General features: G+C 60.2%; 21 protein-coding genes. 14 read left to right on the top strand and 7 right to left on the bottom strand.

What is annotated here, in order from left to right:
• Positions 1 to 11: 11 nt before the first annotated feature.
• From KSS96_RS16295 to KSS96_RS16250, 10 genes are all read left to right on the top strand, one after another.
• The gene (locus KSS96_RS16295; RefSeq protein WP_003217892.1) at positions 12 to 902 is read left to right on the top strand and encodes an NAD(+) kinase; all 891 of its coding nucleotides are present in this window, start codon (positions 12 to 14) and stop codon (positions 900 to 902) included.
• On the top strand, positions 899 to 1,873 hold the full coding sequence (locus KSS96_RS16290; RefSeq protein WP_161979896.1) for a metallophosphoesterase: 975 nt from the start codon (positions 899 to 901) through the stop codon (positions 1,871 to 1,873). Before KSS96_RS16295 ends, KSS96_RS16290 begins: the two co-directional genes overlap by 4 nt.
• The gene (locus KSS96_RS16285; protein WP_068936621.1) at positions 1,870 to 2,739 is read left to right on the top strand and encodes a rhomboid family intramembrane serine protease; all 870 of its coding nucleotides are present in this window, start codon (positions 1,870 to 1,872) and stop codon (positions 2,737 to 2,739) included. Before KSS96_RS16290 ends, KSS96_RS16285 begins: the two co-directional genes overlap by 4 nt.
• Positions 2,740 to 2,753: 14 nt before the next feature.
• Positions 2,754 to 3,014 (top strand): YeaC family protein, encoded by a 261-nt coding sequence (locus tag KSS96_RS16280; protein WP_017528545.1) that lies wholly within the window; start codon positions 2,754 to 2,756, stop codon positions 3,012 to 3,014.
• A complete protein-coding gene (locus KSS96_RS16275; RefSeq protein WP_017528544.1) occupies positions 3,011 to 3,841 on the top strand; it encodes a DUF2797 domain-containing protein in 831 nt (276 codons plus the stop codon). The genes KSS96_RS16280 and KSS96_RS16275 overlap by 4 nt, the downstream gene beginning before the upstream one ends.
• A gap of 13 nt (positions 3,842 to 3,854) precedes the next feature.
• On the top strand, positions 3,855 to 6,512 hold the full coding sequence (pepN, locus tag KSS96_RS16270; RefSeq protein ID WP_217855095.1) for an aminopeptidase N: 2,658 nt from the start codon (positions 3,855 to 3,857) through the stop codon (positions 6,510 to 6,512).
• A 344-nt stretch (positions 6,513 to 6,856) separates the two neighbouring features.
• Entirely contained in the window at positions 6,857 to 7,573 is a 717-nt protein-coding gene (locus KSS96_RS16265) for a helix-turn-helix transcriptional regulator (protein ID WP_026067310.1), read from the top strand.
• A 51-nt stretch (positions 7,574 to 7,624) separates the two neighbouring features.
• Positions 7,625 to 7,960, top strand: coding sequence for a nuclear transport factor 2 family protein (locus tag KSS96_RS16260; protein WP_017528541.1), 336 nt, complete (start codon positions 7,625 to 7,627; stop codon positions 7,958 to 7,960).
• Positions 7,961 to 7,975: 15 nt separating this feature from the next.
• Positions 7,976 to 9,079: a cell division protein ZapE gene (gene zapE, locus KSS96_RS16255; protein ID WP_017528540.1), complete on the top strand. Its 1,104-nt coding sequence runs from the start codon at positions 7,976 to 7,978 to the stop codon at positions 9,077 to 9,079.
• Between the two features lie 169 nt (positions 9,080 to 9,248).
• Positions 9,249 to 9,743 carry a GNAT family N-acetyltransferase gene (locus tag KSS96_RS16250; protein WP_017528539.1) on the top strand — a complete coding sequence of 165 codons (495 nt, stop codon included), beginning with the start codon at positions 9,249 to 9,251 and terminating at the stop codon, positions 9,741 to 9,743.
• A 99-nt stretch (positions 9,744 to 9,842) separates the two neighbouring features.
• On the opposite strand, the gene KSS96_RS16245 is transcribed toward KSS96_RS16250, so the two are convergent.
• The 4 genes from KSS96_RS16245 to KSS96_RS16230 all read right to left on the bottom strand — a co-directional run bounded on the left by KSS96_RS16245 (position 9,843) and on the right by KSS96_RS16230 (position 14,629).
• On the bottom strand, positions 9,843 to 10,052 hold the full coding sequence (locus KSS96_RS16245; RefSeq protein WP_017528538.1) for a hypothetical protein: 210 nt from the start codon (positions 10,050 to 10,052) through the stop codon (positions 9,843 to 9,845).
• Between the two features lie 142 nt (positions 10,053 to 10,194).
• Positions 10,195 to 12,417 carry a TonB-dependent siderophore receptor gene (locus KSS96_RS16240; RefSeq protein ID WP_217855093.1) on the bottom strand — a complete coding sequence of 741 codons (2,223 nt, stop codon included), beginning with the start codon at positions 12,415 to 12,417 and terminating at the stop codon, positions 10,195 to 10,197.
• 114 nt (positions 12,418 to 12,531) lie between these two features.
• Positions 12,532 to 14,289, bottom strand: a complete 1,758-nt coding sequence (locus KSS96_RS16235; protein ID WP_017528536.1) for a phosphoethanolamine transferase CptA — start codon at positions 14,287 to 14,289, stop codon at positions 12,532 to 12,534.
• Positions 14,290 to 14,449: 160 nt separating this feature from the next.
• Complete coding sequence (locus KSS96_RS16230) at positions 14,450 to 14,629, bottom strand: DUF6026 family protein (RefSeq protein ID WP_256095647.1); 180 nt, start codon at positions 14,627 to 14,629, stop codon at positions 14,450 to 14,452.
• A gap of 271 nt (positions 14,630 to 14,900) precedes the next feature.
• Between KSS96_RS16230 and gnd the strand changes: the two genes are divergently transcribed.
• Genes gnd through KSS96_RS16215 form a run of 3 tightly spaced genes read left to right on the top strand, consistent with a single transcriptional unit; the run spans position 14,901 to position 18,234 of the window.
• Positions 14,901 to 15,884: a phosphogluconate dehydrogenase (NAD(+)-dependent, decarboxylating) gene (gene gnd, locus KSS96_RS16225; protein WP_065878886.1), complete on the top strand. Its 984-nt coding sequence runs from the start codon at positions 14,901 to 14,903 to the stop codon at positions 15,882 to 15,884.
• Entirely contained in the window at positions 15,881 to 17,404 is a 1,524-nt protein-coding gene (zwf, locus tag KSS96_RS16220; RefSeq protein ID WP_217855091.1) for a glucose-6-phosphate dehydrogenase, read from the top strand. The genes gnd and zwf overlap by 4 nt, the downstream gene beginning before the upstream one ends.
• Entirely contained in the window at positions 17,401 to 18,234 is an 834-nt protein-coding gene (locus KSS96_RS16215) for a Cof-type HAD-IIB family hydrolase (RefSeq protein ID WP_017528532.1), read from the top strand. The genes zwf and KSS96_RS16215 overlap by 4 nt, the downstream gene beginning before the upstream one ends.
• Before the next feature lie 58 nt (positions 18,235 to 18,292).
• On the opposite strand, the gene KSS96_RS16210 is transcribed toward KSS96_RS16215, so the two are convergent.
• A complete protein-coding gene (locus tag KSS96_RS16210) occupies positions 18,293 to 18,553 on the bottom strand; it encodes a hypothetical protein (protein WP_017528531.1) in 261 nt (86 codons plus the stop codon).
• Between the two features lie 343 nt (positions 18,554 to 18,896).
• Here KSS96_RS16210 and KSS96_RS16205 point away from each other — a divergent pair, with 343 nt between their 5' ends.
• On the top strand, positions 18,897 to 20,219 hold the full coding sequence (locus KSS96_RS16205; protein ID WP_017528530.1) for a sigma-54 dependent transcriptional regulator: 1,323 nt from the start codon (positions 18,897 to 18,899) through the stop codon (positions 20,217 to 20,219).
• 68 nt (positions 20,220 to 20,287) lie between these two features.
• Here KSS96_RS16205 and fapF read toward each other — a convergent pair whose 3' ends face one another.
• The gene (fapF, locus tag KSS96_RS16200; RefSeq protein WP_068936613.1) at positions 20,288 to 21,589 is read right to left on the bottom strand and encodes a fibril amyloid transporter FapF; all 1,302 of its coding nucleotides are present in this window, start codon (positions 21,587 to 21,589) and stop codon (positions 20,288 to 20,290) included.
• Positions 21,590 to 21,638: 49 nt separating this feature from the next.
• Positions 21,639 to 22,382, bottom strand: a complete 744-nt coding sequence (gene fapE, locus KSS96_RS16195) for a fibril amyloid subunit FapE (RefSeq protein WP_017528528.1) — start codon at positions 22,380 to 22,382, stop codon at positions 21,639 to 21,641.
• Positions 22,383 to 22,416: the final 34 nt, after the last annotated feature.

Here is a 22,416-nt window from a genome sequence, read left to right as displayed (position 1 = left end):
GCAGGAGCCCCATGGAGCAATTTCGCAATATCGGCATTATCGGTCGCCTGGGCAGTACCCAGGTGCTGGACACCGTCCGCCGGCTGAAAAAATTCCTGCTGGAACGCCACCTGCATGTGATCCTCGAAGACACCATCGCCGAGATTCTCCCCGGCCACGGCCTGCAAACCTCGTCGCGCAAGATGCTCGGTGAAGTCTGTGACATGGTCATCGTGGTGGGCGGTGACGGCAGCCTGCTCGGCGCGGCGCGGGCGTTGGCGCGGCATAACGTGCCGGTGCTGGGGATCAACCGGGGCAGCCTGGGGTTTCTGACCGATATCCGCCCCGATGAGCTGGAAGTGGAAGTGGCCAAGGTGCTTGACGGCCATTACCTGGTGGAAAACCGCTTCCTGTTGCAGGCCGAAGTGCGCCGTCATGGTGAAGCCATCGGCCAGGGCGATGCGCTCAATGACGTGGTGCTGCACCCCGGTAAATCCACGCGCATGATCGAGTTCGAGCTGTATATCGACGGCCAGTTCGTGTGCAGCCAGAAGGCCGATGGCCTGATCGTCGCCACGCCCACCGGGTCGACTGCCTATGCGCTGTCGGCCGGTGGCCCGATCATGCATCCCAAGCTCGATGCCATTGTGATTGTGCCGATGTATCCCCATATGTTGTCCAGCCGGCCAATTGTGGTCGACGGCAACAGTGAGCTGAAAATCGTGGTGTCCAAAGACATGCAAATCTACCCGCAAGTCTCCTGCGACGGGCAAAACCATTTCACCTGCGCCCCCGGTGACACCATCACCGTGAGCAAAAAAGCGCAGAAACTGCGGTTGATCCACCCACTGGATCACAACTACTACGAAGTGTGCCGCACCAAGCTTGGCTGGGGCAGCCGCTTGGGGGGTGGAGGCGACTGATGCTCGATCCCGCGCGTAGCTACGACCTGATTGGTGACGTGCACGGATGCGCCCATACCCTTGAGCACCTGCTCGACCAGATGGGTTATCACAAGCAGGGCGGCACCTGGCGCCATCCGTCGCGCATGGCGGTGTTCCTCGGCGATATCATCGACCGTGGCCCGCGCATCCGCGAGGCGCTGCACATCGTGCATGACATGGCCGAAGCCGGCCAGGCGCTGTGCATCATGGGTAACCACGAGTTCAACGCCCTGGGCTGGGTCACACCCGCACCGCCCGGCAGCGGCCGCCAGTTCGTGCGTGAGCACACGCCGCGGCATGAACGGTTGATCCACGAGACCCTGACGCAGTTCGAGCACCACCCGACTGACTGGCATGACTTCCTTGGCTGGTTCTACGACATGCCGCTGTTTGTCGACGCCGGGCGTTTTCGCGTGGTGCACGCGTGCTGGGATGAGGGCTTCATCCAACCGCTGCGCGCGACCTTCCCGGATGGCTGCATCGACCAGCACTTCCTGCAAGCCGCCGCCGTGCCGGGCAGTTTTGCCTGTAACGCATTCGACCGCCTGCTGCGCGGCACGGATATGCGCCTGCCCGATGGGCTCACACTCACCGGCGGCGATGGCCTGACGCGTTCGTTTTTTCGCACCAAGTTCTGGGAAGACGACCCGAAAACCTACGGCGACATTGTGTTCCAGCCCGATGCATTGCCGGAGCCGGTGGCGCGTACGCCGTTGTCATCGACGCAAAAAAATTCCCTGCTGCGCTACGGCGTCGACGAGCCCTTGTTGTTCGTCGGCCACTACTGGCGCAGCGGCACACCGGCGCCGATCCGCCCGAACCTGGCCTGCCTGGATTACAGCGCGGTGCTGTACGGCAAGCTGGTGGCGTATCGACTGGACCAGGAAACCCGCCTGGACCCGCGTAAATTCGTATGGGTCGACGTTGAGCGGCCTGAGGTCATTAAATGAGCACCGTGGCTGTATTGCGCTTGCCCCTGAGCGTTGACCTGGGTGGTTTCGTCAGCCTGCTGCAACGCATGCAAGTGCCCCACCGCGTCAGTGAGGAGGCGGGGGAACAAGTGTTGTGGGTGCCCGAGAGCATCAGCGATGACGTGCGCGTGTTGTACCAGCGGTTTCCCGCCGGTGATCCGGACCGGCAATTGGACATTCCCGAACAGGCGCCGTCGACTCGACCCGGCTTTGCCCAACAGGTGCGGCACAGCCCGGTGACGGCGCTGGTGCTGCTGGCCAGCCTTATCGTCGGCGCGGTGACCCTGCTCGGCGAGAACCTGCAAGCCATGGCCTGGCTGACGTTCCTGCCATTCCGGGTGATGGGGGAGTACATCCAGTTCACGCCGTTCGCCGACATGTTGGCGTCGGGGCAGTGGTGGCGGTTGGTCACGCCGATGCTGATCCACTTCGGCATCCTGCACCTGGCCATGAACGGCATGTGGTACTGGGAATTGGGCCGGCGCATCGAAAGTCGCCAGGGTGGTATCAACCTGCTGGGCCTGACGCTGTTGTTCAGTCTGGTCTCCAACTACGCTCAATACGCCTATGGCGGCCCTGGCCTGTTCGGCGGTTTGTCCGGCGTGTTGTATGGCCTGCTCGGGCATTGCTGGATTTTTCAATGGTTGTCGCCCAACCCGGCTTACCGCCTGCCCCGTGGGGTGCTGGTGATGATGCTGGTGTGGCTGGTGCTGTGCCTGTCGGGGCTGGTCTCGATGATCGGCTTCGGTGAAATCGCCAACGCGGCCCATGTGGGCGGCTTGGCTATCGGTTGCCTGACCGGTTTGCTCGGCGGTGTGTACAACCGTCGCAAGTCGTCTATTTGATAAGGAAGAGCCGCATGTCCTCTTTTGCTGAAATGATCGAAAACATCACGCCCGACATCTATGAGAGCCTCAAGCTCGCCGTGGAAATCGGCAAGTGGTCCGATGGGCGCAAGCTCACCGCCGAACAGCGCGAGCTGTCGCTGCAAGCGGTGATCGCCTGGGAAATCCAGAACCTGCCGGAAGACCAGCGCACCGGCTACATGGGCCCGCAGGAGTGCCAGTCCAAATCGACCACCGTGCCGAACATCCTGTTCAAGTCGGATGCGATCCATTGATTGAGATTGGTCGCGGTGCAGTCAGCAAAATGTCGGCGCAACTCGGTGAGCCGACCGTTCAATACGCGTTTCGTCTGGGCGATACCGAGGTGCCGGTCAACCCGCTGATCGGTACCCATATACGCCTGGAGTACCTCGGTGCCATCCATTGCAGCCATTGCGGCCGCAAGACCAAGACCAGCTTCAGCCAGGGTTATTGCTACCCGTGCATGACCAAGCTGGCCCAGTGCGACCTATGCATCATGAGCCCCGAGCGTTGCCATTACGACGCTGGCACCTGCCGCGATCCAGGCTGGGGCGAGCAATTTTGCATGACCGACCACGTGGTGTACCTGGCCAACTCGTCAGGCATCAAAGTCGGTATCACCCGCGCCACCCAGTTGCCCACGCGCTGGCTGGACCAGGGCGCGAGCCAGGCGTTGCCGATCATGCGTGTGGCCACGCGCCAGCAATCGGGCTTCGTCGAAGACGTGCTGCGCAGCCAGGTGGCCGACAAGACCAACTGGCGCGCACTGCTCAAGGGCGATGCCGCGACGGTGGACCTCAAACAGGTGCGCGATGAACTGTTCGCGTCCTGTGCCGATGGCCTGTTGCAATTGCAGGAACGCTTTGGCCTGCAGGCCATCCAACCGGTTACCGACATCGAGCCGCTGGAAATCCGCTACCCGGTGGAGCAGTATCCGGCCAAGATCGTCAGCTTCAACCTGGACAAGAACCCGATTGCCGAAGGCACGCTGCTGGGGATCAAGGGCCAATACCTGATCTTCGACACCGGCGTAATCAATATTCGTAAGTACACGGCCTACCAGCTCGCCGTGCATCAGTAAAAGGATGCCACCCATGCGCACCGAACAACCGAAGATGATTTACCTGAAGGACTATCAGGCGCCGGACTACCTGATCGACGAGACGCACCTGACCTTCGAGTTGTTCGAGGACCACAGCCTGGTCCACGCGCAGTTGGTGATGCGCCGTAACCCCGAGCGCGGCGCCGGTTTGCCGCCGCTGGTGCTGGACGGTCAGCAACTGGAGCTGTTGAGCGTCAATTTGGCCGATCTGGAATTGACCGACACTGACTATCAGTTGACCGACAGCCACCTGACCGTGCACCCAAAAAGCGCCACGTTTACCCTCGACACCACGGTCAAGATCCACCCGGAAAGCAACACCGCACTGGAAGGCCTGTACAAGTCCGGCAGCATGTTCTGCACCCAGTGCGAGGCCGAAGGCTTTCGCAAGATCACCTATTACCTCGACCGCCCGGACGTGATGAGCACCTTCACCACCACGGTGATCGCCGAACAGCACCGCTATCCGGTGCTGCTGTCCAACGGCAACCCGATCGCCAGCGGCCCCGGCGAAGACGGCCGCCACTGGGCGACCTGGGAAGACCCGTTCAAGAAGCCGGCCTACCTGTTCGCGCTGGTCGCCGGTGACCTGTGGTGCGTCGAAGACAGCTTCACCACCATGACCAATCGTGAGGTGGCGCTGCGCATCTACGTCGAGCCGGAAAACATCGACAAGTGCCAGCACGCCATGACCAGCCTGAAAAAATCCATGCGCTGGGACGAAGAAACCTACGGCCGCGAGTACGACCTCGACATCTTCATGATCGTCGCGGTCAATGACTTCAACATGGGCGCCATGGAGAACAAGGGCCTCAATATCTTCAACTCCAGCGCCGTGCTGGCCCGCGCCGAAACCGCCACCGATGCCGCGCACCAGCGCGTCGAGGCGATTGTTGCCCACGAATACTTCCATAACTGGTCGGGCAACCGCGTGACCTGCCGCGACTGGTTCCAGCTGTCGCTCAAGGAAGGCTTTACCGTGTTCCGTGATTCGGGCTTCTCGGCCGATATGAACTCAGCGACGGTCAAGCGCATCCAGGATGTGGCGTACCTGCGTACCCACCAGTTCGCCGAAGACGCCGGCCCCATGGCCCACGCCGTGCGCCCGGACAGCTTTATCGAAATCTCCAACTTCTACACCCTCACCGTGTACGAAAAGGGCTCGGAAGTGGTCGGCATGATCCACACCTTGCTCGGTGCCGAAGGCTTCCGTAAAGGCAGCGACCTGTACTTCGAGCGCCACGACGGCCAGGCCGTGACCTGCGACGATTTCATCAAGGCCATGGAAGATGCCAACGGCGCTGACCTGAGCCAGTTCAAGCGCTGGTACAGCCAGGCTGGCACCCCACGCTTGGCGGTGAGCGAGTCCTACGACGCCGTGGCCAAGACCTACAGCCTGACCTTCCGCCAGAGCTGCCCGGCAACCCCGGACAAGGTGGAAAAACTGCCGTTCGTGATCCCGGTGGAATTGGGCCTGCTGGACGGGAAGGGCGCGGGCATTGCCTTGCGCCTGGCCGGTGAAGCCGCCGCCGCTGGCACCTCGCGGGTGCTTTCGGTGACCGAAGCCGAGCAGACCTTCACCTTTGTCGATATCGCTGAACAGCCGCTGCCTTCGCTGCTGCGCGGTTTCTCGGCACCTGTGAAACTGAGCTTTGCGTACAGCCGCGATCAACTGATGTTCCTGATGCAGCACGACAGCGATGGCTTCAACCGCTGGGATGCCGGCCAGCAACTGGCGGTGCAGGTGTTGCAGGAGTTGATTGGCCAGCATCAGGCCGGCCAGCCGCTGAAGCTTGACCAACGCTTGATCGACGCGCTGCGCACGGTGTTGAGCGATGAGCGCCTGGATCAGGCGATGGTCGCGGAAATGCTGTCGTTGCCCGGCGAAGCCTACCTGACGGAAATCAGCGAAGTGGCGGATGTCGACGCCATCCACGCCGCCCGCGAGTTTGCCCGCCAGCAACTGGCAGAGCACCTGTTCGAAGCGCTGTGGCTGCGTTATCAAGCCAATCGTGAACTGTCCAAGCAGACGCCTTATGTCGCAGCGGCCGAACACTTTGCCCGGCGTGCGTTGCAGAACATCGCGCTGTCGTACCTGATGCTCAGCGGCAAGCCTGAAGTGTTGGCGGCCACCCTGGACCAGTTCGACACCAGCGACAACATGACCGAACGCCTGACCGCGCTGGCGGTGTTGGTGAACTCGCCGTTCGAAGCGGAAAAGGCCAAGGCACTGGCGGTATTCGCCGAGAACTTCAAGGACAACCCGCTGGTCATGGACCAATGGTTCAGCGTACAGGCCGCCAGCACCCTGCCGGGCGGCTTGGCGCGGGTGCAGGAGTTGATGGAGCACCCGGCGTTCACCCTCAAGAACCCGAACAAAGTGCGCGCATTGATCGGCGCGTTTGCCGGGCAGAACCTGATCAACTTCCATGCGGCCGATGGTTCGGGCTATCGCTTCCTGGCCGACCTGGTTATCCAACTGAACGGCTTCAACCCGCAGATCGCATCGCGCCAATTGGCGCCACTGACCCGCTGGCGCAAATACGACAGCGCGCGCCAGGCGCTGATGAAGGCCGAGTTGGAGCGCATTCGTGCTTCGGGCGAGCTGTCGAGTGATGTGTTCGAAGTGGTCAGCAAGAGCCTTGCGTAAGCATGGGTAAATGCACTTGAACTTGTGGTGAGGGCGCTTGCTCGCGTGACGGCCGGGCAGGCGATCAAGTTGCAAGACAAGTAAGCGGTTCAAATGTGGGAGCGGTGCATCAGGTCAGTACCGGGGCGCCAGTCAACTCGTCACGGGAGCAAGTGCCCTCGCCACAGGCTCAACCTGGCACCTGAGATACGTAGATAACCATGCTTGCATGAGCGTAGCTATTGAAAAAACGGTCATGACAGGCCGTTTTGTTCTTTAACCGAAAGGCCTACCTTGCTGCTGACACTTTCTGTCAGGGCGCTCTGCTAAGCTGCGGCACTTTTGGCTTTTTCGGTGGGATCAACGTGTCGCGTACCGCTCGCTTACTGACCTTGCTGCAGGCCCTGCGGGGTAAGAAACGTCCTGTCACCGCCGCCGCGCTGGCGGCGCAGTTGGAGGTGTCCGAACGTACGCTGTACCGCGATATCGCCGAGTTGACCGCCCTGGGAGCGCCTATCTTCGGGGAGGCCGGCGTGGGTTACGTGTTGCGCAATGGCCTGTTTTTACCGCCGCTGATGCTCAATGCCGAGGAAACCGAAGCCGTGGTGCTGGGCTTGCGTTATGTGGACCAACGTGGGGACGAGGTGCTCAGTCGCGCGGCTGCCAACGCGTTGGCCAAGATTGCCGATGTACTTGACCCCGCCGCCCAGGAGGCCTTGCGCAACCCGACGCTGTTGCCCGGCCCGCCGGGGTTTGGTTACCCGGAAAACCGCGTGCCGCTCAATGTGTTTCGCGAGGCCATTCGCACTCAGGCCAAGCTGCATATCGATTATGCGGACGCCAGCCAGACCCAGAGCCAGCGACTGATCTGGCCGCTGGCCCTGGGCTTTCTCAATGAAGTGCGGGTGATCGTGGCGTGGTGTGAGTTGCGCGGCGCTTATCGCACCTTTCGCACCGACCGTGTGGCGAGTGCGCAGGTTCAGGGCGAGCGTTATCCGGGGCGGCGTAGCGACTGGTTGCGAGCCTGGCGCAAGCTGATGGAGCAGAACGAATCCGCGCCGTTCACTCCTGACAAAAACTGACACACCCTTGGCATAGCATGGCGCTATAAATCACCAACAAGGAGTTGTGCCATGTCCCTTCCCGAATTGGCCCCCGCCATCGCGGCCTATCTCGTGGCGACCAATACCCATGACACCTCGGCCGTCGCCCAGTGTTTTGCCGACGACGCCAATGTGTTCGATGAAGGCCAGCACCAGGTCGGAACCGCCGCCATTGCGCGCTGGATGGAAGACACCGCGCGGCGCTACCAGCCCCGGGTGGAGGTGCTCAAAGTGCAGCATCGCACCGGCAAGGTGTTGGTCAGCAACGTGGTCTCCGGCAATTTCCCCGGCAGCCCTTTGGAGCTGCGCTACACCTTCCGTCTCAACGAGCAGGGCAAGATTTCACGGCTGGATATCTCGCTGTAGGTCATAATCGCGGGCATGACTTTCGACTCGCCCCTCGCCGCCTATCAACACGCCATCGCCCAACAGGGCTTCGTCGCCGACGCTGCCCAGCGCCGGGCGGTGGACGCCCTGCAAAGCTGTCATCAGGCCCTGCATCAAGGTCATGCGCCGATCAACGGCGTTTACCTGTGGGGGCCGGTGGGGCGCGGCAAAACCTGGTTGATGGACCAGTTCTACCAAAGCCTGCGGGTACCCGCGCGTCGTCAACACTTCCACCACTTCATGGCGTGGGTGCATCAGCGCTCGTTCCAACTGACCGGCACCCCCGACCCGTTGCAGGCCCTGGCGCGTGAACTGAGCCAGGCTGTGCGTGTGCTGTGTTTTGACGAATTGTTCGTCAATGACATTGGCGACGCGATCATCCTTGGTCGCCTGTTCCAGGAGATGTTCGCGCAAGGCGTGGTGATGGTCTGCACGTCCAACCAGCCGCCGGACCAGCTGTACGCCGGAGGTTTCAACCGTGAGCGGTTTTTGCCGGGTATCGCGGCGATCACGCGGCACATGCAGGTGGTGGCGGTGGATGGAGCTGAAGACCACCGGTTGCATCCAGGCATCGGCCTGCAGCGCTATTGGGTGAATCAGCCTGACGCGCTGGCCGGCGTATTCAAGCAATTGGCCGCAGGGCAGGGGGGCGGCAGCGGGCCGGTGGTCGTCGGCCATCGTTGCATCACTGCCGTGCACGCCAGTGACAGCGTGCTGTGGTGCCGCTATGCCGACCTGTGCGAGCAGCCCTTGGCGGCGATGGACTTTATGCTGCTGTGTGATCGCTTCAAGGCGATTTTGCTGGGTGAAGTGCCCGACCTGAGTGCGCAACAGCGCCCGGGCCGAATTGCCCGTGGTACCGAAGATGGCGTTCAGCGTGTAGCGGCGGGCGACCGCGAATTGCCGCAATTGTCGGTGCACGATGACAGTGTGCGCCGGTTCATTGCCCTGGTGGATGAGTGCTACGACCGCAAGGTGCCCTTGTTTATCGAAGCGCGGGTACCGTTGGAACGCCTCTATACCGAGGGCTACCTGGCGTTTCCTTTCCGACGCACCCTGAGCCGCTTGCAGGAAATGCAGCTACAGCGTTTCGGCTGAGTGCTGTGCGAAAAACACCGGGCGTGTGCAGCCGGCGCGTTTTTATCGGCGTATCTTTCGTGCTTTCGGGCCGACATTTGTAGTTAATCTCCTTCATCCGCTGCCGACTCCGCGCTTACAATCGAGGCCCCAAAGGGAGACGATTCCCTTGTTGTGATCGAGGAAGGCAATGGAAACCCCAGATATCCTGGTGCTGCAAGCCAGCTACACCAACCCTGTGCATGCCGAGGCGATTGGCCGCGTGCTCAATAACTACGCTGAAGACCCGATGGGCGGTGGCCATAGCCTGCCCGCTGATTTATTGGCGCAACTGCCCGGCGAACTGGCCAAGCGCCCCCATGCCTTCAGTGTCCTGGCGTTTGTGGGTGGTGAGCCGGCGGGGCTGGTGAATTGCTTCGAAGGGTTTTCCACGTTCGCCTGTCGGCCGTTGGTCAATATCCACGATGTGGCGGTAATGGATGAGTTTCGTGGCCTGGGCTTGAGCCAGAAGATGTTGCAGAAAGTCGAAGAGATTGCTCGCCAGCGCGGCTGCTGCAAGATCACTCTGGAAGTACTTGAAGGTAACGCTGTGGCTCAGTCTGCGTACAAAAAGTTTGGTTTTGATGATTCAAGATTTGATCCGGCGTACGGGCGTATGTTGTTCTGGAATAAATCGCTTTTATAAATAACCGGCAAAAAAAGGGCGCCACTTAATGGCGCCCAGAGGTACCGATGCCAAAGGAGCGGAATGGCAAAGGGGAGTGCGGATTAACTAAGTATTAAATTAACTTTTCGGTTGTGCCTGATCAGCGGTGTCGCTCTTCAGTGTTTTGCCGTCGGCGGATGCCATTTGTTCGGCGGTGCCATGAAGTTCTTGCTGGACGAAGGCGAAGTCGTTATAGAACGCCTTGGAACGCTCCGAGCCGCCCTCGGCAAACGCTGCGGCGGAGGTCAGGGTGATCAGGCTGGCAAGCATCAAGGTCGACAGTTTCATAGCAATGTTCCCATTAAGAGTGATAGGTACCCGGTCACGTCGTGATCAGATTCATGGCGCGACTATGGGGCTATCTTATTAAGTGGGAGTTAACCCCGGGATGACCCGACGTTAACTATTTTGTTAGCGGTGCCGAGCGTGTTTACAGTGTCCAGTCCAACGCGAGCGTGAGGGTGCGCGGTGCTCCCCAATAAACGCCGTTATAAAAACCGACACGCTCGTAATATTTTTTATCCAGTAGATTATTAATAGTCAGCGAAGTGGAAAGATGCTCGTCGAATTGGTAGCGGGACATCAGGTTGACCACCGTATAAGCCTGTTGAGTGATCTTTGTCGATTGCGTGTTCAGATTGCCGTCGGCGTCTCGCCCACCGGTAGGGCGTTGGGCAAATTCAAAGAAATCGCTCTGCCAATTCACGCCGCCACCCACCGTCAACCCGCGCCATGTACCCGGCAGGCGATAGGTGGTCGAGGCCTTCAGCATATTCAGGGGCAAGTTGGTGTTGTTGCGTTGCTTCTCGCCGTTGAGTGAATGGGTATAGGTGTAACCCGCCGTGAGGTTCCAGTCCGGCATGACCTCGCCGGATATCTCCATTTCAAAACCCTGCACCTTGTTGCCCTTGCCGCCGGTTTTATAGAACTGCTCGCCGGTTTTGGGATCCGGCGGGGCGGTGTTGTCGAGTTCCGCCACGTTATCCTGGGTGCTCCAGAAAAACGCGGTGGCCAGGTTCAAGCGCTCGTTCAGCAGGCTGCCCTTAAGGCCTATTTCGTAATTGCTGCCCACCACCGGTTCCAGGTATTTCTTGCCGGCGTCGCGTTCGTCCTGCGGGTTGAAGATGTCGGTGTAGCTGGCGTACACCGTGTATTCGGGCGTCAGGTCGTAGAGCACACCCGCATAAGGGGTCCACATATCATTGTGGGTCTGGCTGGTTTTGCTGGAGGAGGTCAGTTGGTTTGCGAGGTTGTAGTCCGGGGAAGTGCTTTGGATCTCCCAACTGCCATATCGGCTGCCCAGCACCGCGTGCAGTTTGTCTGTAAGGCTCAGGCGTGTGGCCAGGTAGCCTGCCTTCTGTTTTTTGCTGCTGTGTTCGCCCTTGAGGCCGGTGGTGCGATCGGCAAATTTGCCGATGCCGCCCATGTGTTTCCAGTCTTGAATTGTTTCATAGCCTGCCGGCGTCGAAAAACGCTGGAAGGGCGACGAGTCCCGTTGCGCGGACTCACCATAACCCACCATTAACTCGTGCTCGCGCCCCAGCAATGAATAGGCGCCGGCAAGGTTGAAATCGAGCGCATCCATTTTGGAGGTGCCGACCATCTGGCTGGTCCAGGCGGTCATGCCGCTGCCGTCCGCGTTTGGAAACCCCGAGCCGCCGTAATACACCTTGCCGTCGCTGTCGCTTTGCCGGTGGGTATAGGCCGCTTTGAGGCGCCAGTTCGCGGTGAGTTTGTGGTCAATCGAGGCGAAGGTGGTTTGGTCTTTCAGCGGCCAGGAACTCCACGTTGTCGCCAGGTTCGCCGAGCGCGATAGCCGAGCCTTGCTGCCGTCACTGTTCCAGTACGGTAGCGTGCCCCAGGAGGAGCCCTGGACGTGCTTGTTCTGGTAATCGAAGCCGACGGCCACCACGGTATCGTCCGTCATGTCGGCTTCAAGAATGCCGTAACCCACCTCGCGTTGTTGCGCGTAATTGTCGCGATAGGACTGGCTGTCGCGGTAGGCGAACACCGTGCGCCCGCGCAGGCGTCCGTCAAAGGCCAGGGGGCCGCCCACATCCAGGTAGCTGTAGTAATTGTCATGGCTGGCGCCGCTGACGCCGGCCTTGGCCTGCCACTGTGAGGTGGGGCGTTTGCGGATCATGTTGACCGTGGCGGATGGATCGCCCGCGCCGGTGGTCAAGCCCGTGGCCCCACGCACCACCTCGATACGGTCGTAAATAATGGTGTCGGAGTCGGACTTCATGCGCCCGAACGTATTGAGCATGCCGTCGACCTGGAAGTTATTGATTGAATAACCTCGGGCGGAATAACCCGCGCGGTCCGAATCCATATGTTGCACGGTCACGCCGGTGGTCTGGCGCAGCACGTCGGTCAGGGTATTGAGGTTGAAATCATCCATCTGCTCGCGAGTGATCACCGAGATCGATTGTGGGGTTTCCTTGACGGACAGGTTCAAGCGCGTGGCGGTGCTCATCGAGCCGGTGGTGTATGCCCCGGTGTGCTCGGTAGTGGCGCCCAACCCTTCGGCGGTGATGCTGGTGGCATCGAGTTCAAGGGCTTTGGTGGTGGCTTCAGCCAGCAGAACCGGGCTCAGGGCTACGCTGAAGAGGCCAAGTGTGAAGCGCATGGTACGGGTGGAAGGCACGAACATCGCGGGAGACTCCTTGTCGTCTTTGCGGCCTTCCCGGTAGGGAAAGGCCATGGTTCAAAGACGAAAGGAGTGGTGGAACTTTAGGCTTAAACGAGAATGATTGTTATCTTTGTGTTACGGAGCGGGTTTTTCCTGGAGCACCACATCAGTCGGATTGGGCTTTTTCGGCTTGATCAGGCTGAAATCAATCAAGGCTTTCTGCTGACGCTGGTAAGGGTCGCCGATCAGCAGCGGGCGTGGCTTGAAGCTGTCACTTACCAGGCTTTTGCTACGGTCCAGTTCGTTGAAACTCAGCCCGGCCAGGTCGGCCCAGGTGTGTATCAGTTGCGAGCTGCTGTAGGGGCGCTGCAGGTCGCCGGCAAAATTCCAACTGTGGCTTTCGCGCCATTTGGGCGAGGCATAGGCCATGAACGGAATGGTGTACATCGGTGCCGTCGGTTTGCCTTCGTTACGGCCCAGCGTGGTATGACCGGCCGAGTCGAATACGTCTTCGCCGTGGTCCGACAGGTACAGAAGAAAACCGTTGGGGTCAGTCTTGGCGTAGTCCTTGATCAGGCTTGACACCACGAAGTCGTTGTATAGCACCGCATTGTCGTAGCTGTTGTAGACCGGCAGTTGATCGTCGCTGATCCCGGCCGGTACGCCTTGGCGGTCGGTGAACGTGTCGAAGGTCGGCGGGTAGCGGTACTGGTAGCTCATGTGGGTGCCCAGCAGATGCACCACGATGAACTTGCGCTCAGCCGGATCGGCCAGGGCCTTGGCAAACGGTGCGAGCACGTCGCCATCGTATTGGCGGGCGTTCTGGTTGCGGTTGTTGTTCAGGTACACCTGCTCATCGGCTTGTTCGGAGAACGTGGTGAGCATGGTGTTGCGCTTGGTCATGGTCTGCTGGTTGGTGATCCAGTACGTCTTGTAGCCGGCCTGCTTCATTACGCTGACAATCGACGGCGTTTTGAGGTACAGGTCCGGGTTCTCCTCGTCGGCGAACGTCAGTACCTGTTGCAGCGCTTCGATGGTGTAGGGGCGCGGGGTGATGACGTTGTCGAACACCGCCAGTTGGTCGCGCAGTTTGTCCAGTTCCGGCGTGGTGTTGCGCGGGTAACCGTAGAGGCTCATGCGCTGGCGATTGGTGGACTCGCCGATCACCAACACCAGGGTCGAAGGCTGGTCTGCCATGCTGTCTTTAAAACCAGTCAAAGGCGGGATCTGGCTGGCGCTGTCGAGCATGCCCTGCATGTTGTCCAGTTGCTCGGTGTAGCGGCGATACGCAACGATCATCTGCCAAGGCACGGCGGGCTCGATACGGGTTTCGAAACCGTCGATGGCGTGTTCCAGGTTGTCGTTGGTGGCGATCTGCTTGACCAGCGGGTAACCGACCACCGCGAGCACGATTGCCGCCGCTGCCAGCATGGCCTGGCCACGGGGCAAGTACACCGGGCGCAGGCGGGTCCACAGGAAAATCGCCATGGCGGTGTGGGCAATAAAGGCCAATACGATCCACCAGGCGAAGTACTGGGTGGCGTATTCACCGGCTTCAGAGATGTTCGACTCGAACATGATGAAAATGACGCTTTGCGAAAATTCCTGCTGGTAGATGAAGAAATAACCCAGGCTGGCCATTGAGCAGGCCCACAGGACTACGCCGATCAGTGCCGCGAGCAAGCGCGTGCGGCGCGGGAACAGCAACATGGGGGCGAGCCAAAGTGCGCTCATGAAGAAGGCTTGGCGAAAGCCACTGAAGCCGGAAGTGCCGCTGAGCTGGATCAGCAGTTGGGTGATACCCGAGAAATACCAGAAAAACAGGAATAGCCAGCCAAGACCGGCCCAATCAAAGCCTTTCGCAGACGTGGTGCTGCGTTCGAACATCGCCATCCAGCGCTCCAACCCGATAATTTGTCAGTTGACGCGCAGGTGTGCACGCAACAGAGGCCATCCTGCGTGGGATGGCCCTTGGGGGCGGGAGTATCGAGAACAGCGTGTGAAAACTTTGTGAGATTTTTGTAGCCGTTATCTTACAAAGTGATGACGGGACTCAGCAGAGCGCTGGCTGCACACCGGCGGGCTGGTCCAGTTGGGCCTGGATGATATGCGCGCGCAGGCGCAGGATTTCCTGCTGCAGGTGATCGCGTTCGTCTTTCAACTGGCGCAACTCATCGCGACGGATAGAGACGTAGAGAGTCTGTGGGGGGCGGGTCATCTGTGCTGTGCTCATTGCTTGCCTCGCAAATAGGCGGTGTGTCGCGGCGTGCCAGAACGCTTGAGTCGAGGTTCTCGGCAACAGTCGGAAGCAATTCTGAATTCTTTTTCGCGGCAATGGAACTTTTTTATTTTTGGCGGTCGTGTGACTTTGGTGGCAGTGATGGTGAAACGATGGCAACTTTTTTGCCATGAAACTACACGGATCTGGCCCTGACTAACCCTCATTAGCCTCATTGCGCTATAAACTATGTCACACATTTTTTAGTAGTTAGGAGCATCAGCACATGCAACTGGGGATTATCGGACTAGGCCGCATGGGCGGGAATATTGCACGGCGCCTGATGCTCAATGGGCATACCACCGTTGTCTACGACCGTAACGAAGCATTTGTCAAAGGCTTGAGCGAGGAGGGCGCCACCGGCGTCGCCAACTTGCAGGCCCTGGTTGCCGGGCTGCAAAAGCCTCGCGCCGTCTGGGTGATGTTGCCGGCAGGCGACCCCACCGAAAGCACCATTAATGAACTGAGTGAGCTGCTGGAGCACGGTGACGTGATCATCGACGGCGGCAACACCAACTACAAGGACGACGTGCGTCGCGGAAAAGCACTCGCCGAGAAGGGCCTGCATTACGTGGATGTCGGCACCTCCGGCGGCGTCTGGGGCCTGGAGCGTGGCTACTGCATGATGATCGGTGGCGACACCGAGACCGTGCAACGCCTGGACCCGATCTTCAAAAGCCTGGCCCCTGGCCTGGGCAGCATCCCGCGTACCAAAGACCGTTCGGCCGCTGCCGACCCGCGTGCCGAGCAGGGCTACATCCACGCCGGCCCTGCAGGCTCAGGGCATTTCGTCAAGATGATCCATAACGGCATCGAGTACGGGATGATGCAGGCGTTTGCCGAAGGCTTTGACATCCTCAAGACCAAGAACTCGGACAACCTGCCGGAAGATCAACGCTTTGACCTGAACGTTGCCGACATTGCCGAAGTCTGGCGCCGTGGCAGCGTGGTCTCGTCCTGGCTGCTGGACCTGACCGCCGACGCCTTGGCCACCGACCCTAAACTGGACGGCTACTCCGGTTCCGTGGCCGACAGTGGCGAAGGCCGCTGGACCATCGAGGCTGCGATGGAGCAGGCCGTGCCGGTGCCGGTGTTGTCCACGTCGTTGTTCGCGCGTTTCCGCTCGCGCCAGCAGAGCACGTACGGTGACAAGATGCTGTCTGCCATGCGCTTCGGCTTTGGTGGTCATGTGGAGACCTCCAAAAAATGACCGCCAACGGCAAGAAACCCAAGGCCGAACCTGCTCCACCCACCACCTTGTTTCTGTTTGGCGCCCATGGCGACCTGGTCAAGCGCCTGCTCATGCCGGCGCTGTACAACCTCAGTCGTGACGGTTTGCTGGGCGATGGCCTGCGTATTGTCGGCGTCGATCACAACGCGATCAGCGATGCCGACTTCGCCGCCAAGCTCGAGGCGTTTATCCGCACCGAGGCCGCGAGCAAGGTCAAGGGCAATGCCGATAACGCCCTTGACCCGGCTTTGTGGGCGCAACTGGCAAAGGGCATCAGCTATGTCGAGGGCGACTTCCTCGACGACCGCACCTATGCCGACATCGGCAACAAGATCGCCCAAAGCGGCACCGGCAACGCGGTGTTCTACCTGGCCACCGCACCGCGTTTCTTCAGTGACGTGGTGCAGCGCCTGGGCAATGCGGGCCTGTTGACCGAGACCGATGACAGTTTCCGTCGCGTGGTCATCGAAAAACCGTTCGGTTCAGACTTGGCCACCGCTGAAGCCTTGAACGCCTGCCTGCTCAAGGTAATGAGCGAGAAGCAGATCTATCGCATCGACCATTACCTGGGCAAGGAAACGGTGCAGAACATCCTCATCAGCCGTTTCTCCAACGTGCTGTTCGAGGCGTTCTGGAACAACCACTACATCGACCACGTGCAAATCACCGCCGCCGAAACCGTCGGCGTGGAGACCCGGGGCAATTTCTTCGAAAAAACCGGCACCCTGCGCGACATGGTGCCTAACCACCTGTTCCAGTTGCTGGCGATGGTGGCCATGGAACCGCCGGCGGCGTTTGGCGCCGATGCGGTGCGGGGTGAAAAGGCCAAGGTCATCGGCGCGGTACGCCCCTGGTCGCTGGAGGATGCGCGGGCCAACTCGGTACGGGGCCAGTACACTGCGGGTGAAATCGCCGGCAAGCCCTTGCCGGGCTATCGCGAAGAGGCCAACGTCGCGCCTGACAGCAGCACCGAGACCTTCGTGGCGCTCAAGGTGATGATCGACAACTGGCGCTGGGTTGGCGTGCCGTTTTACCTGCGCACCGGCAAGCGCATGAGCGTGCGCGACACCGAGATCGTGATCTGCTTTAAACCGGCACCGTATGCGCAGTTTCGCGACACCGAAGTCGATGAGCTCAAGCCTACCTACCTGAAGATCCAGATCCAGCCCAATGAAGGCATGTGGTTCGACCTGTTGGCGAAAAAGCCCGGGCCGACCCTGGACATGGCCAACATCCAACTGGGGTTCGCCTATAAGGACTTCTTCCAGATGCAGCCTTCGACCGGGTACGAAACCCTGATTTACGACTGCATGACCGGTGACCAGACCTTGTTTCAGCGCGCCGACAACATCGAGAACGGCTGGCGTGCGGTGCAGCCGTTCCTGGATGCGTGGAAGCAAGACGATGGGATCCAGGCCTACAAGGCCGGTGAAGATGGCCCGGCGGCGGCCGATGCGTTGCTGGCCCGCGATGGCCGTACCTGGCACACGCTCGGATGAGTGACGCCGCGATCCATCCCATCCGTTTTATCCTGAGTGACGTGGACGGCACTTTGCTGCATCCCGATCACCGCTTCAGCCCACGTACGTTGGATGCGGTACACCAGCTGCGCGAGGCTGGGGTGTTTTTCAGCCTGGCCAGCGGGCGCCCGCCCAAGGCCATGCTGCACTTGGTCGAGGCGTTCGGCATCGATATTCCGGTGGCGGGCTTCAATGGCGGCACACTGATCAACCCGGATGGCAGCATCCTGGTTGCCCACCATCTGCCGGCCGAGGCGGCGCTGATTACGCTGGCGCTGTTTTCGGCCGAGCCGGAGGTGGAAGTCTGGGTGTTTGCTGACGGTGACTGGTTGCGCCGTGATCCACCGGGGCCGATGGTGCAGCGCGAAGCCGACGGCCTGGGGTACGGGCCGGTGGTGGTGGAGAGTTTCGAGCCCTACCTGGACCGGGTCGACAAAATTGTCGCGGCCAGCAACAACGCCCAATTGCTGGTGGAGCTCGAAGCACGGCTGCAGCCCAAGGTGCAGGGGCTGGCCCAGGTGTCGCGTTCGCAACCGGTGTATCTGGATGTCACCGCCATGTTGGCCAACAAGGGCGAAGCCTTGAAGACCTTGGCACACCATCTTGGCGTACCACTGGAGCAAACGGCGGCGATCGGCGATGGCGGCAATGACCCGGCGATGTTTCACGTGGCCGGGTTGTCGATTGCCATGGGGCAGGCCGAAGAAACGGTCAAGCGCCAAGCACGCGTGGTCACCGGCAGTAATGTCGACGATGGCGCGGCCGAGGCGATTGAACGGTTTATTCTGGCGGCGCGACGAGCACCATAAGTGATACGACGCAACTTTCGATCACTGTTTTGCAGTGATCGAAAGTGTGCACGTTGACTTACTTGGGCATTGCCCAGGACTGCAACTGGTGGCCATCTTTGTCGAGCTCGGCGCGGGCTTGCAACAGCAAGTTTTCCAATTGCGCCGGGTCGCTATAAGTATGCGACGACAGTTGTTTGCGCCCGATACGGGTATTGGTACGGTCGATGACGCTCAGGCTGAGGGCGCCGTTGCCATCGTGCCAGGCCACGCACTGAAAGGGTTGGAAAGCACGGTCTGCGATCAAAAGAGCTTCGTTGATGCGGAGCGGGGCGTTCATGTGGGTCTCTCTCTAAATGCCCATTCAAGTGAGTACCGGCGGTTGGGCGGACCGTGCGGTGGGTTACTTGTACTGATGCACGATGGCGGGGTACGGGTCACATGTTAGCGCCACAATTTTCAACTTTCTGTGATTGGCGTCAGGTAAGCGGCTGTTTTAAAAGCTGAATGAAAGTTTCCAAGGCCTGCAACTTTTTTGTCTGAAGTCTGCGCAAGTGGCTTTTTGCCAACTCTTATAGCAAAACGGTACAAGCCCCGCGTCAATAGCTTGCTAGTGTTAGCGCCAGGCATCACAAACCGTTGTTTCTAAATACTTTTAACAATTTTGACGCCAAGGAACAGTCATGGGTGTGCCCGCCGTCCAACGCCGTTTGCTCGTGGTCGACCCCTGCGACGATTGCCATGGCTTATTGCCCGGCTTGCGCACCGCCGGCTGGGAAGTCGATAGCTGTGCGTTGGAAGCGGTAGGTGACCGATCCTGCGATATCGGCCTGCTGCGCCTGCAGCCCTATCACCTGGAACGACCCGAAGCCGTCAAGGAACTGATTGGCCGCAGCGGCACCGAGTGGATCGCCGTGCTCAGCCAGGATGTGCTGCGCTTGCAAAACGTCGGTGACTTTGTGTGCGAATGGTTTTTCGACTTCCATACCTTGCCCTTCGACGTTGCCCGCGTGCAGGTCACCCTGGGCCGCGCTTTCGGCATGGCGCGCCTGCGCGGCAAGGGCCATACCCCGGTGGACGAGGGCCATGAACTACTGGGTGACAGCCGGCCCATCCGCGAACTGCGCAAGTTGTTGTCCAAGCTGGCACCGACGGAGTCCCCCGTGTTGATCCGGGGTGACAGCGGTACCGGCAAGGAATTGGTGGCCAAGACCCTGCATCGCCAATCCCAGCGTCACGCCAAGCCCTTTGTGGCGATCAACTGCGGGGCGATCCCTGAACATTTGATCCAATCGGAATTGTTCGGCCATGAAAAGGGCGCGTTTACCGGTGCCCACCAGCGCAAGGTCGGGCGTATCGAAGCGGCCCACGGCGGTACCTTATTCCTCGATGAGATCGGCGATCTGCCGATGGAACTGCAAGCCAACCTGCTGCGTTTCCTGCAGGAAAAACACATCGAGCGCGTGGGTGGCAGCCAACCCATTCCGGTGGATGTGCGCGTGCTGGCGGCCACCCACGTCGACCTTGAGGCTGCGGTGGCCAAGGGCCGATTCCGCGAAGACTTGTATTACCGGCTCAACGTGTTGCAAGTGGTCACTGCGCCCTTGCGGGAGCGCCATGGTGACGTGGCGATGCTGGCCAACCACTTTTCACGTTTCTACAGTCAGGAAACCGGCCGTCGGCCCCGCAGCTTCAGCGAAACCGCGCTGGTGGCCATGGGGCAACACCCGTGGCCCGGCAATGTGCGTGAGCTGGCCAACCGTGTGCGCCGTGGCTTGGTACTCGCCGAAGGGCGCCAGATAGAAGCCGTTGATCTGGGCTTGCAAGGCGAGCAGGCAATTTCACCCCCGATGGCTACACTGGAAGACTACAAGCACCGCGCCGAACGCCAGGCGCTGTGCGATGTACTCAACCGGCACAGCGACAACCTGAGTGTCGCGGCCCGCGTGCTGGGAATTTCCCGGCCCACGTTCTACCGGTTGCTGCACAAACACCAGATCCGCTAGGGCGGGTAAACCGAAAAGCCCCGCAACGACCCTTATCGTTGCGGGGCTTTTCCTTGTGTGAACCTCAGTTAGAAGTAGTAAGGGAATTTCAGGCTGAACGTAAAGTCCGGCGCATCGTCGGTCATGCCGATCGCCAGGTTCGGCACGATCGTCAGGTTATCCGAGGCCGCAATCGTCATCCCCACGTTGAAATACCCGGCGTTGGCATCGCTGGATACCACCGACTGCCAGTCGCCGCCATCGGGCTTGAGTTTGCTTTTGCGCTGCACCAGGTCGGACACCGAGAACGACATACTCATCTTCTCGTTGAGGGCAAAGGCTACGCCGACGCCGAACTGGAAGCTGTCGCCCAGCCTGACTTTGCCGCCGACTTTCTGGTTGACGTCGCTGCTGATGTCATCGAACGAGTCTTCGAAGTTGTGGGTGTAGGACACCGAACCAAACAACACCGCCGGGTCGAAGGTCTTGACCAGCGAGATCCCCGGAGTGACCGACCAGACGCCGTTGCCCGTGGGCAGGCTTTCCGGCACGTACAGGTTGTCGTTGCCCGGCTTGTTGACCAGCTTGATGCCAAACGGCTCTTTACCTGTGGGCGCCTTGACCCGCACCGACACCACGGCATCGGGCAGGGTAGGGGTTTCGTCGAGGAACTTGTAGGCCACGCCGAAGTTGACGTCGCCAATGGTCGGGTCGCGGGTGACCGACTGTTCGGAGGTGGCGGTGCCGTTGTTACCCGCGCCGGCAGACTGGTAGGTAGAGTCGCGGTAGACCACCGGCACGTTCACGTCGAACTGCCAGCGGTTATCGACGTTGTAGCGGCCGGTGAGGTCCAGGGTCCAGTTGTCGGACTTGATGCGGTCCAGGTTGATATTGCCGAGGAAGATCGAGTCCAGCGCCAGGAAGCCGTTGAGCGTCAACTGGCGAGCGTCGTAGCGGGCGTAAGTGATGCCGGTTTCAAAGCTGAACTTGCCGTTGCCGAAAAAGCCGCTGGCTTCGTTATACAAGTTGCTCACACTTTGCGCGGGGGCCGAATCGTCCTTGAGGGACTGGCCATAGGAACTGCCGCCACCGGCGCCGCCGGATGCCGCCGCGGCGCCCGTGCCCGCCACCGTGGTGCCGTTGGCTTTTTGAAAGTCTGCCGGGGATTTGGCCAGGCGCCGTGGCGCGGGAGTCGCCGGCTGGTCTTCGACTTGACGCACCCGTTGTTCCAGCACGGCCAGGGCTTTTTGCTGCACTTCGTACCGCTGCTTGAGTTCCAGGAGTTCCTGTTTGAGGGTTTCGATATCGGCATCCGGCGCGGCATACAAAACGGATGCGGGCAAGAGCGTACTTAAACAGACCACCGCACGGAGCGATAACGATCGATGCATGAAATAAGCCGTCCTTTTCTAATGCGTAAGTGTCGAGGGTCAGCGTAGTTCAATAACCGAGGGTGCGTAGGCCTTTGAGTTGATCCAAATTGCAGTTCAATGCGCCGTTGTTCAAACCGTTATTGTTCATTACCACGTTGAGTTGGGTCATGTTGTTGACGAAGTTGGTGTTGCCGGTCAAAACCGTGCCTTGCAGCACGTTTCCACCGCCGATCTGTTGCAGGCTGTTGCCCTGGTTATGGTTGGCCTGGATCGCCATCTGTAACCCGCCGTTATTGGCCGACACGCTTACACGGCCAGCCGCGCTGTCGCCGGTCACCGTACCGCCGGCCACCAGCACCTGCCCCGATTGCGCGAGGTTGGCGGGGGCAAGGCCGTTCTCGACGGTGATCCCCACGTTGTTGTAGGCGGTGTTGCCGTCGCCGGCGGTGCGCACGCTTTGCGTCACCCCCTGGCCGCTGCCCAGGCCGGCGCCGCCGGTGACAGTGCCGGTACCGGTGTTCGGGTTCGTACCGTTGCCGGTCGAACCGGTGGTTTGCACATAAAATTGCGGAGTGAGGGTGGACGAGTCGACCTGCATGCTCGCCTTGCCGGTGATGCTGTCGCCCACGGCATTGGTCCAGGTGCTGCTCATGACAATGCCGAAACTGATGATGCGCCCCGGCATGACATAACGGCCGCGCAGGTCGGCCATTTCCGAATCCTTGAGTTCGATCGGTTTGAATGCCGATGAAGCATAAGCGGGCATCGAGGCTGCCAGACACATGACCGTCAGCCAACGGGAAGTGTTCATCTTCTGCTCCTGGAGCGTCCTGCCCCTTATTGCG

Source organism: Pseudomonas asgharzadehiana (assembly GCF_019139815.1).
Lineage (GTDB): Bacteria > Pseudomonadota > Gammaproteobacteria > Pseudomonadales > Pseudomonadaceae > Aquipseudomonas > Aquipseudomonas asgharzadehiana.
The sequence above is the reverse complement of the archived record's forward strand: the minus strand, read 5'-3'. Positions and strand labels throughout refer to the sequence as shown.